Origin of the sequence: Bacteroides gallinarum DSM 18171 = JCM 13658 (assembly GCF_000374365.1) — a bacterium.
GTDB lineage: Bacteria > Bacteroidota > Bacteroidia > Bacteroidales > Bacteroidaceae > Bacteroides > Bacteroides gallinarum.
This window is the reverse complement of record NZ_KB894126.1, coordinates 43364-55789: the sequence shown is the minus strand read 5'-3', so window position 1 is coordinate 55789 and position 12426 is coordinate 43364. Positions and strand designations below refer to the sequence as shown.

At 54.9% G+C, this 12426-nt stretch carries 6 protein-coding genes; 5 read left to right on the top strand and 1 reads right to left on the bottom strand.

What is annotated here, in order from left to right; all coding sequences use genetic code 11:
* Positions 1–5: 5 nt before the first annotated feature.
* A complete protein-coding gene (locus C233_RS0108430; protein WP_018667161.1) occupies positions 6–1175 on the bottom strand; it encodes an ATP-binding protein in 1170 nt (389 codons plus the stop codon).
* A 171-nt stretch (positions 1176–1346) separates the two neighbouring features.
* On the opposite strand from C233_RS0108430, the gene C233_RS0108420 reads away from it, so the two are divergent.
* The 5 genes from C233_RS0108420 (at position 1347) to C233_RS0108400 (ending at position 12410) form a co-directional block, all read left to right on the top strand.
* Entirely contained in the window at positions 1347–2249 is a 903-nt protein-coding gene (locus C233_RS0108420) for a hypothetical protein (protein ID WP_018667159.1), read from the top strand.
* On the top strand, positions 2246–3931 hold the full coding sequence (locus C233_RS0108415; protein ID WP_018667158.1) for a hypothetical protein: 1686 nt from the start codon (positions 2246–2248) through the stop codon (positions 3929–3931). The genes C233_RS0108420 and C233_RS0108415 overlap by 4 nt, the downstream gene beginning before the upstream one ends.
* 4 nt (positions 3932–3935) lie before the next feature.
* Positions 3936–6200, top strand: coding sequence for a hypothetical protein (locus tag C233_RS0108410; RefSeq protein WP_018667157.1), 2265 nt, complete (start codon positions 3936–3938; stop codon positions 6198–6200).
* 33 nt (positions 6201–6233) lie between these two features.
* On the top strand, positions 6234–7544 hold the full coding sequence (locus C233_RS0108405; protein WP_018667156.1) for a hypothetical protein: 1311 nt from the start codon (positions 6234–6236) through the stop codon (positions 7542–7544).
* A gap of 81 nt (positions 7545–7625) precedes the next feature.
* A complete protein-coding gene (locus C233_RS0108400; RefSeq protein ID WP_026314793.1) occupies positions 7626–12410 on the top strand; it encodes a hypothetical protein in 4785 nt (1594 codons plus the stop codon).
* Positions 12411–12426: the final 16 nt, after the last annotated feature.

Below are 12426 nucleotides of genomic sequence, written 5' to 3'. Positions count from 1 at the left end.
TACGATTAATAGTTGAAACCGAAATGCCAGAGCGGGATGATGTTCCGGTACCCGTATTCTATGTCGTCTTTCACGATATAGGCATCGTTCATTCCCTGTATCTGCTTCTGCTGTTTGTTCTTTCCTCCTATTTCGAAAGTGTACTTGTCTATCTGAAAATCCGATTTGTCGGAAGAGAGGACCTCGTTGTTCACTTTCATCTGCGAGAGGAAGAATGTTTCCCTGATATTCCCGATATCCGGTCTGTTGTCCGAAAGCGCGTATGCCAGGTTGGTGTTGTCCAGGTATGTTTTCTCCACTTTCCCCAACTGCCGGATGCCTTCGGTCGTTCCCCTGAGTTGCGCCACGATACCGGCTTTCTCCAAATAGAAAAGAAAATCCGTCACCTGGTTGCGGTGCAGGTCGATCATCTGCCCGATTTTGGAGAAATTGGGCTTGAACGGTACGCTTTGTGCGATGACGTACAGCAGCTGGCGCATCTTCTTGGTGGAAGCCGCATTCAGGTTGGCATAAATCGGTATGTCGTTTTCCACGGTCAGGTTGACCACGTTGCGCAGCCTCATATCGTAACCGGGATCATTGAAGAACGGGTAATATCCTTTTGTCAGATATTCCTTGAACAGCACCAGCGGACGTTCCGTTCCCGGCATCTCCACCTTATGGGCCAGTACCTCCTGCAAGGAGTAAACCGGCAATCGGATGTCTTTTGCCAGAATAAGGTATTCCCTGAAAGACAATCCGGGAAGAAAATAGCTGAGTACCCGGCGGCTCAAGTCCGCATTGCCCTTATAGATTTCCAGAATGGAGGAGCCTGTAAAGACGACCTGGAAGTCGGGATAGTAGTCGTAAACCATTTTAAGCTCCTTCGACCAGTCCTGGTATTTATGAACCTCGTCGATAAACAGGTGCTTTCCCCCGTTCTTGTAGAAATCCGATGCAAGGTCGAACAGGCGGTGTTCCGCAAAATAAATGTCGTCGGCATTGACAAAAAGCGTATCGTCCGTGGAGTGATGCAGCTTGATGTGTTGCAGCAACATCGTGGTCTTTCCCACACCTCTTGCCCCCACTATCCCCACCATCCGGGCAGACCAGTCTATCTGGTCGTGCAGGTATCTGACATAAGACGTGTCGGTGATCCTGAGCAGTCTTCTGAAAAGTTCTATAAGTTGTTCCATATTCTATCTGACATTAAGTTTCTTTGAAGACAAAGATACGCAAAATGCCGAATAAAATCAGCACTTTTCCCATAAAATGCACTTTTAAATTTGCATATTCATATATTGCCTGCACTTTTAAACCGATATCTTCTTTAATCAATCCGTTTCCGCATTGCCTATTCTTGGGATATGGAAACAAAGAAACTGGCAGCAGACAACAGCCGTTACCTGATCCGGGAAGCCATCCGCAAGATAGCCCTCGGACGCAGCATGGAACGCATCAACATGGCTCCCGGCGGTATGTCCGGCATAGGAACGGCACGTATGATACATGGCTATGTGGCGAAGATACACGATGACCCCTCGGACGAGGAGTTCGGGGAATACGGCGGCACCATCGACGTGGGCGAATACCCGGATGAAACGGCATCGCCCGAGCCGGTCGTCCACAAAGGCGTGCTGCTTGCGGCGGCAGCCAGCAACGAAGGCGGCTTCCTGCTTGTCCCGACCCTGTTTTCCGATGTGACCATTTTCATGGACGCAGCAATCCGCCACGCATACGTCGTGAACTTTTCCCATGTGGGTATCCTGCAACTCTCCGCCCACAAGGAAACAAGCATCGGCGTGAGGGAAACGGAAGAACTTGATACGGAAAGTGACTCCTCGCCGGACTACGATGAACTGGAGGCGACCGGGAACGAAGCCTTTACCCGCTATACGGCAGAAGGTGTGAACACCACGGTCAGGAACAAGGACGGCAAGGAAGCCTCCGCCGTGATAGATGCGGAAAGCATCACGCAAACAGTGGACAAGTCGGAAAGCACACAGACGGCAGACAAAATCCGGCAAAAGGTAAACTCTACGAGCGTTACCGTTGCCGACAAGAAAGTGACGCTGGGCGATGAGAACGCCACCGAGCCTCTGGTGCTCGGCAACGAGCTGGCACAGCTCATGCTGGACTTTATGACCGAATGCTCCAAGATTATGACACCCACGCTGATGGGAACCATGCAGCCCCTGAACTTCCCGAACTTCATTTCCCTCAGCTCACGCATCCAGAAATTCCTGTCTAAAACCTCCTATACGAAATGAGCATACAACTGCATCCCGACATCGAGAAACTGGACAAGGACAGCCTCTGCTATTCCATTTATTCCAACCTTTACCTCACTTTCTTCAATGCCCAGGAGAAAAAGAGCGGGGACAATCCCTATGGTATTGAGGAAGGCGACGATACCAGTATCCGCCTGAAGAACACGGCCTACGGTTTCGCCTCTGCCATTGCCGGGGCGGTCGGCGGGGATGAAGGCACCGAAGGCGGCATCCTGCTGGATTACCTGAAACTTTCCGGCGGCAATATGGCCGGTATGCTCCGGGCGAACTACGGCTTTGAAGCAGGTACGGGGAATACCCGTGTGCTGGAAACTTTCTCTGAAAACATGACGGATGAGGAAGGCGTGGTGACCGCCGTCCGGTACGGCATCCGTGTAACCGGTGATCTGGAAGTCGGCGGACGGAATTTCTATTTGGGCGGGAAACGGGTATTGGCTTATGACAGCCTGTCCGATACCGTTTCATGGAATGCCTCGGTGCTGAATTTCGAGGATACTTCCCTGCGTTCTTCAGGGGAACTGCTGTTCGGCAGCGAGAGGGAGAAAGGCATCCTTATCTCCCCTTCACATCTGCTGGTACACGGGCATGAGGCTTATCACGCCGGTAACGCGAACCTTTCCACTGTCGGCTGGAGGATGAAGGATGCCGATGTCTCCGGGACACTTGCGGTACAGGGGGAAACCTCTCTGCACGGCAGACTCTCCGCGCTTTATGGCGTGCTGTTGGGGGACAAGGGGGAATGTCTGCTTTCGCTTTCCGGCGATGAAGTGATTTTAAGCGGTTTCCTGTCGTTCGGTGAAGGATACGGCATCAAGATAGGCGGCAAACCGGTGCTTTTGCGTGCCGACGACAAGCAGGTACAGTTGGGAAGTATCGGGGACGATTTGCTTTTGGGAAGCGATGCCACCCCCAAGATACGTCTGCTCTCCGGGATAGCCGATGTGGACGGGGAATATTTGCTTTTGTCCCCTTACGGGCACGCCGTGTTTCCGGGCTCCTTGTCGGTAAGGCACGATTACGGGGAAACGCTTCTTTCCTCCTATCGGGTGGACGCTTCGGACGAGGGTGTCATTATCCACAAGCGGCTCCGCATGGGAAGCGCAGACGGTTTTCTCCTTACAGGCGACAGGCAATCGGTGTCCTTTTCCGGCAAGGTGCAGTATGACAAGGACGGGACGCAGACCATCCTGAACTATTCCCTGCGGTTGGGTTTTCGGACTTCCACCAGCCATTATGCCCCGCAGAACCGCTATTCGGACACGTTCCGTATGGATACGGATGCGGATTTTATCGCTTTCGGCGTGCCGTTGGAGGCTTCGGGGCATGTGGGAATCGACGGTTCCGCCACCCGGTTGGCGGACGGTGTTCTATACTTGAATGAAGATTTGCGCCTGCAAGCCGTCACGGACGGCATCAAGCATTACGGCAACAGCGTTTTCTGCGGCAGCCTCTCGTCGGAGAACTTCTCTTCGGGACTGGCCGGAACCGGCTGGGGCATTCTTCAGAACAGGACTACGGGGAGCATTTCCGCCACCTTCGATGAACTGACCGTCCGCCGCCGTATGCGCGTCTATGAACTGGAGGTGCAGAAACAGTCGGTAACGAACGGTTCCCTTTGGGTAAGCGATTCCTGCTCCGGCGATACCGTAGAAAAACTTTGATTGCATGGCTGTATATAGATATTCCACTTATAAGATACGCATTGCTCCCGACTCGCACAAGACACAGGGTTTGCGGGCGGGAGATATTGTCCGCCGGCAGTATTTCGACCGTAACAAGGTGATTTATTCCCTGATGTGCGTGCTGGAAACGGGCGTGGACTCGATAGAAGGCAAGGATTCCGCTTATTTCACCGCCGCCCTGCTCGACGGTGACGAACCGCAGAACGGCGAACTGCTCGACTTTGCCCGTATCACCCACCTGTTCGATACCCGGCGCGGCGGGGCGTTGTATCTGACCGCGTCCGATGACGAAGCCCCCTATATGGACGTAATCGACGGTGCGGGATTCGAGCGTTCCCTCTGCTACCCGGTCATGGGAGAAGGGTCGGCGGACATTCCCGACAAGACGAAATACGCCTGTTTCGGTGGCGGGCATGTCACCGCTTTCTACAAGGACAAGGATAACGGAGCGGAACGTATCTTCCGTGTTGCCAGAAACGGTGTTCCTGCTGAAGTCAAGAGCAAATGGGGCATCAAACAGACTTTGGAAGCTCCGGTTGAACATCCTGAAAGATTACTTGTATCGTTGAAGATACGTTCTTCCAAAACTTTATCCAAGATTCCTATATCCTTCGGCTATACCAATGGAGAAAAGACAGACGCGGAAGACACCTTGTCTGCTACGCCCGAATGGTCGTACCGGCTCTGGGTGTTGACCGTGGAATACCCGAAGAAGTATAGCCGCAGCCTGACGCTTGACCTGACGGATTGCCTGAGAGCGGAAAACGACTGGTTAGAGATAGCCGACCTGAATATCGTCCGCCTTTCCGATGTGGCAGCCTTTTCCAACGCCACCAAAGGACGTGTGGGCAAGATAAGCGGTGTGACAGACCCGGTGTTCGGTCTGCTGGACGGTTACGGGGCCTATTTTCAGAATTTGTACGCCACCCGGAACGTGAACATTGCCGGAACACTGACCGCCAGGGACGAGAACGGCTTTTCCTCCACATTCTATGTGGGCAAGATACACAAGAACGTGATACCCGATTCCCTGTCCTGCCTTTTCTCCGGCGGTATGCCGGTGGAAGGAAACACGCCTGTGGGTATCGGAGAGGTGAAAGAGATTAAAGGAGATTGCCGTCTGGCCGTACAGAGTGCCGCATGGCGAAAGGAGCATTTCGGGAAGCCGCATTGCTTTTCCCTTTGGATAAAATCGGAAACGGCGGGGAACGTCGCCGTCTATCAGGACGAGTACCTCGTAGGCACATGGGAAATCACGGAAGCCGGTGTTTGGCAAAGGTACAAGACCGCTTTCCTTGTCAAGCCGTCCGATGCAGCCGATATGACGGTCGGACTGTCCACGACAAACAGCATGGAAGTGACCGCTCCCCAGTTGGAAGCAGGAAAGAACGCAACACCCTACCAGGCGACGGACAGTACACTTTCCTACACGGAGGATTACGGGGCATGGTTTAACAAGGGCGGTATCGGTGGGACCATCCAGAACCCTTTGCTACGCTTGAACGAGGACGGTTCCATCGCTTCACGGAACGGCTCTTTCGTCATCAATCCCGATGGTACGGGACATTTCGCATCCGGGCGGTTCAAATGGACGAAAGATACGATTGAACTCCGGGATGTGACTATCCGCTGGGAAGATTTCGATGAAGAAGCGAAAGAACAGCTCAAGCCCCGTTCCGTTTCCCTGACCGGAGGCACTACGTTTCGTTTTACCGACAAATGGGACACGGCAGGAGATCCCGGACAGATAGATATAGTGGCTACCGAGTACAACTTTACCGGTGAAAGACGGGCATGGGAATACCTTGCATCGGACGGAAGCTGGAAAGATGCCGGAGGACACGGCACGCTGTTTACCCTGCGGGCAGACTTTCACGGCTGGGAAGAGCGGGATGTGCTGACCTTGCGTTTCACGTCCTTTATCGGGGACAAATCTTACGCGGCAACCCATACTTTGTTCAAACTATATGACGGCGAGGCTTCCTATGCTGTCTATGTTGAATCGGATAACGGTACTGTCTTCCGTAACGGCATAATCTGTACCGTCCTTCGTGCCAGGGTGTATAAAGGCGGTACGGAGATAACCGGACGCATACCCGAAGACTGTTTCCACTGGAAACGTACCAGCAAGGATGCGGAGGGTGATTCCCTTTGGAATGCGGAAAAGCATGAAGGGAAGGAACTTACGGTTACGGAAGATGATGTCTGGCATAAGGCCGTATTCAGTTGCGAGGTTGAGATACATTGACAAATTCACTAACATTTTAAACAAGATAGATTTATGGCAATTAAAGTAGCACGCGGACAGGTCACTATCATCGACCAGAACGACGCAGTATCCATTCAGGCGTTTATCGGCTCCAACCAGCCGCTGACGCAGGTGTACAACAAGGACAACAACGCCTATGCCCCCTCGTGGACGGCTTCTCCCTACCTGGTTCTTACTCCTTCGCTGTTTGTCAGCGGCAAGGGGGCTACCGACCAGATTACTTCCGTAGGTAACGCTTCCAACCTGACACCCGGTGTGAAAGCCGGTACTGCCAAGTGGTACAAGAACGGGACGGTCATTACAAGCGGGCAAGACAGTTGCACGATCGGTGCGGCTTCCGCCAAATACGCTTTGACGGTGAAGGCCAACCACATGACGGTTTCCGCCCCGCAGGTACGTTATTCTTTCGAGGCGGTCTATATCGACTCCAACGGGCTGGAAATCCCTTTTCGTTCCGAAATCCAGTTTACCCAGCACCTGAATGCCGGTGCCATGATTGCCGCCGTGTGTTACGCGCCGGACGGCATCGTGTTCAAGAACGATGAGGTAGCCACGCTCAAGGCGCATTGCGACCTCTGGCGCGGGGCGGCCATCGACACGACCAATGTCTCCTATGCCTGGGGTATCAGGGATTCGTCCGTGTTTGCCCCCACCACACTGACAGCGGAGGCCGCACAGGGTGCGAATACCGTTACAGTGGCCTCCGTTTCCAACATGGAAGCGGGCGGAAAAATCACCATCGGCTCCGCGCAGTACACCATTTCATCCGTCAACACCTCGACCAAAGTCGTGACACTGACCTCCGCTTTGAGTGCAAAGGCAGCTTCGGGAGCGACTGTTTCCTGCCCGTACTACAATTCCATGCTGGGTATCGGCTGGGCATGTCTGACTTCTTCCAATCCGCGAGGTGTGACAGCCGGGTGGACGACCAATGAAATCACCATTACCGCCGATGCCGTGCTGAACTTCGAGACGTTCAAATGCGCCATCAAGGACACGGACACATCATCGGGAAACGCTTCCGCCAACAAGGTGGTGTGCGACATCATCTCCTTTACCGACATGTCCGACCCGATTACCGTCGATCTGGTCAGCCAGAAAGGTTTTACCATCAAGAATAACGCAAACGATGTGGACGTGAAGGCTGTCCTGTACCGTAACGGTGCGGAACTGGATGCGGCAGGAACAGCCTATACTTACACGTGGAAACTCTGGAATGCCGCCGGGACTTCCGTCGTGAAGACCTACACGGGAAAATCCATCGTGGTGGCAAAGACGGATGTAACGGGGAAAGGCGTGCTGATGTGCGAGGTCTCCAAATGAGTAGTACCAGGTTATATGCTTTTGACGGCAGTCCTTAAAACGGCTGCCGTTTTTTCCACCTATTCTTCCGATAAAGACCGTATGGAAAAGATACTGATAGCTCGAGGTCAGGCGACCATCCATGTCCAGACGGACGCGTACACGCTCACCCAGTCGCCGGGCGAATACGTGTTCCCTGCCTCCCCGGACGGGAAAATCGTTTCCGCCGTGACGCTGGTCTCCACGCTGAAAGTCACCCGTGGCGATACGGATTTTACAGGGTTCACTATCGGGACGATCAGCAAACCGGCAGGTTTCTCGTCCATCACGGCGGACAACGCGAAGAAAACCGTCACTTACCGTATAGCTGCGAACACGACCACTCTTGCCGAGCACGGCAAGGTGGACATTCCCGTCATCATTTCAGGGGTTACCTACCATCTGTCCTTTGTCTGGTCGAAAGCCAGGGCCGGCAATCCGGGTGCGGCGGGTAAACCGGGTGTCGATGCCAACCTGCTGGACTGGGTCGAAGACTGGAACACGGGCAAGACCGTCATCGACGGAAATGCCGTCATCACGCCGAAACTGTTCGCCGGGACAAAGAACGCTGACGGCACGCTGACCGGCGTTGCCATCGGTCGTTTCCCTCTCGGCACGAAGACCGCGGCAGGAACCGTCACGACCGAGACTGTGGACGGCATTTACGGTTTCAGGAACGGGTACAAGACCTTTTTTATCGACAACGGCGGAAATGTCCAGCTGGGACGGGACAGCCAGTCCATCAAATATAATGCAGCGACAGGTAAGATAGAGTTCGGTGCGGATGTCAGCCTGTTATGGAAGGGGGCGACCTATATCGACAAGGACGGCATCTTTACCGGCACACTGTCCGCCACGGTCGTCAAGACTGTCAGGCTGGATGCCTCGCAGATAACGACCGGCACGCTTTCTGCCGGCCGTATCGATGTGAACGCCCTGAAAGCCTCGCTCATCACAGCGGATAATATCGACGCGCTGACACTGAATGTGACCAAGGGCAAAATCGGCGGCTGGCAGGTAGACAGCGATTCCATCTTCCTTGGGACGAAAAACAACACGGCGGGTGCTTACACGTCGGCTTCAGGTGGCGTTACAATGGGCAGTAACGGTATTCGCGGATACAAATGGCGTCTGGACGCCACGGGTGCCGGGGCCATCGCGGGAGGAAATATCTCCTGGGATGCAGCCGGGAAAGTCACGTTCGCCGCTTCGGTCAGCGTCATGTGGACGGACCCCCTGGATTCCATTACGACCGCCCTCGGCGGTTCCGGCTATACCAGGCTGACGAAAATCGACGCGAAGGGTATTTACACGGGAACAGTCAATGCCTCGCAAATCACCGCCGGGACGATCTCGGCAGACCGTATCGCCTCGGGCAGCATCAAGGCGTCCAAACTGGACGCGGCGAGCATCAAGGCGGACATCATCAATACCGGCTATATCAACGGGCTGTCCTGCACCTTCACAAAAGGCAAGATCGGCGGCTGGACTATCGGGAGCGGTTCGCTGACCGGCACGCATATCGTGCTCGACAATGCCAACAGGAGGGTCGTTGTCTACGGGGCGAACTCCGGCGTGGCCAGCGGGCAGCGCGTCCAGCTCTATTACGGCAGCGATACGGATTTCGGTTTCTACGCCACGGATAAAAACGGGACCTGTATCGCCCGGCTGGGCTCTTCAAACCAGATAGCAGGCTGGAACATCTCCGGCACAGCCATCGGGAAAGGCAATGTGCAGTTAGGCCCGGACGGTTCCATCACCAACGGAGGGAAATGGAAGCTGAACAATGACGGCAGCGGACAGATCGCGGGCGGCAACATCTCATGGGACACGGGAGGAAAAGTCACCTTTTCCAGTGCCGTGTCATTGCAATGGAAAAACGACATAGAGGCGGCCAAGAGCACCAATTACGGTTACAGGTACTACAAGAAAATCATCATCAACGGGGAATCCGGCAAGTATTACCCGGTCGTGTTCAAGGGAGGCGACCAGACCGTAAAGCGCGATATCCTGGTACGCCGGGCATACAGCGAACAGGCCCCGTCGGACTGGGACTACAAGAGCACGACCCACAAGGGCGGGCTGATCCTGCTGCTCAAGACGAACTTCGGCGGCTGGGGCGGAGCTGCCTATTCCTGGGACATCTACGAGTTGTCCGAGCGGTACAGCCGCATGTTTGCCGGAGCCGCCCATTGCGGAAACAACTGTATGTTCGCCGTGTTCCTCCGGGGCGGGGGCACTACGGGAGCCGTGTATCATCTCTATTCGGACCAGCCGATAGAAAGTTCCTCCATGAGCCCGTCGCCCATACCGGCGGCGCCGCAGATAGCCTACAACTCCGACCTGATATTCCAAAGCGGCAGTACGAAAGCCTACGCACCGGCACCGCGTACTTTAACGGACACGGTGGAAGAAGAAATCCGCCGCCACCGCTTTATCGTGCTGGCACAGGGAAACGATACGACCTTGAAGGAACATCCCCTGACCTATATCGGCAGTACGGGTATCTATACGGGCACGCTGACCGCCAGCCAGGTCAATGCCGTCGATATCAGCGCTTCCAGCATCAAGTCGGGCACGCTCTCGGCTGACCGCATCGCCTCGGGAAGCATCAATTCCTCCAAGCTGGACGCGGCGAGCATCAAGTCGGACATCATCAATACCAGTTATATCAACGGTCTTTCACTGACGTTTACCAAGGGGAAAATCGGCGGCTGGAGCATCGGTGCCGACACCATGACGGCAGGCGGCAGTATCGGTGCAAGCGGTGGCCGCCCCATACAGATACGTTCCGCCTCAAGCGGGAGCGGATACTATTATACGGGAGCCTACAAGCCTTACGGTATCTGCATGACCTGGCGTCAGAACTCCAATGCCGGTCACCTCGTAATCGGGCAGGTGGCGGCATCCGGCTCGACCGTCAAAAGCGGCTTCATCGGGATACAGATGATGTCCTGGGATCACCTGGAATATTTCTGCCTTTCGGCGAACTACACCCGTTCCGGCAGCAAGGAGGTCTATAACCGCATAGCGGGTTGGGCATTCGACCACAACCATATCTGGAAGAACAGCGTCTCCCTCAGCTCGGACGGCTCCATCACTAATGGTACGAAGTGGAAGCTGAACAATGACGGTAGCGGGCAGATTGCCAGCGGCGGTATCTCCTGGAACTCCGCCGGGACATTGACTTTCTCATCCGGTGTTTCCGTCAACTGGACGACGGGAATCAATACCGCCCAGGAACTGGCCGCGGCGATGGCCTTCGGCAAGATGCTGTACCGCGACCCTACATTCTATAACGGGAAGAATTCGGCGGGAGTGTACAATAACTCCGGCAACGGCATGGTCACGCTAACCCGCGTTTCGGACTCGACGGCCCCCAATGACAGCAAGTACGTGCTGAAAATCCAAACCACGGGAACGGCAACTCCCGGAAATGGAGGCTTCTGCTTCCGTACGCAGTGCCAGAGGCGGAAGGTGCTGGTTGCCCGTATCATTGCCAAGATACCCGCGGGGCGCAAGCTGCTTTGGGCGACCAACAGCATCGGCACCGGGGGAAGCCACCGGTGGCTGACCACCAATGAAGGGACGGGAGACTGGAAGGAATACGTGTACAAGGTAAGCTGCGGGACAGCCAATTTCTCAACTACCCATTACTTTTACGTGGACGGGGCGCAAGGGACAAGCAGCAACCCTGTCGTGTGGTACGTGGCCTACGCGACCGTATTCGACCTGACCTCGACGGAGAAATACACGACCACCATCGATGCCAACGGCATTTATACGGGAACCGTCAAGGCCGGGCAGGTTATCGTGGACAGCGCCCTGGTCGTGGGTGGAAGCACCTACAACGGCAGTATCTCGGTCAGGGATGCCGGCAACAACGTGAAAGTCACCCTTGACCGTAACGGTATTAATGCCGTGGCGGGCAAGATCGGGGGCTGGATAATCGGGACGAGTTCCATCATGGCTTCCGCCCCCTCCTCCGGACACCGTATCGTGCTGGTTAATAACGGCTACCTGTACCATGACAACCCTTCCACAGGAAAGAAGTACTGGGCCTTGAACGCTGACGGTTCCACTACCTTCGGGACAGGCAAGATCAGTTTCGCCGCCGACGGCTCGGGATATGTCGCCAACCAAAATATCAAGTGGGACGTGAACGGCAACGTGACCATGACCGGGACAATCAACGCCAATGCCGGAACCATAGGAGGCTTCAGCATCGGCCAGGGGCGTATCGGCTCCACGGCTACAGGCAGCGGGTCGGGAGGCGGCCTTGCCATCTACAACGACCTTTTCCGGGTAGGCAATACCAGTTCATACGTGCTTTGGGGTGCGAATACGTTTCCAGCGTCATCGGGAGGCACGAGGTCTGCCGGGCGTGTGGTGAACACGGCAAGCAATTCGTACATGAACAATTACGGCATATACATCGATGTCCGCAACGGCCACAGGAACTTCGGCATCTGGTCGAACGCAGCGGTTGTCGCCAGTGCCTGCATCGGCTGCAAGCTGAAGACCGTCTATTTCTCGGGCAGCGGGTATTCGATCGATTTCTCCCAGGCCAATATCTTCATGGTCTATGCCAACCAGAAATACAATATCAACCTGCCTACCGCCTCGTCGGTAGCATCGATGTTCGGCTATTCCTCCCTGCCTTCGGATTTCGCCTACGTGTTCACCTTGGTGTACCGCTCCGGGTACGGGAATACCATTTACATCCAGAATGTCCGCAACCATAACGGAAGCACCGCGTCATACGGGATGGCATCGGGGGACTCACTGACCCTGCTCTGTACCAATTACCCGAGTTTCCACTACCAGGTCCTGAACTATTCGTCCTGACGTGTGAAACCGTTTT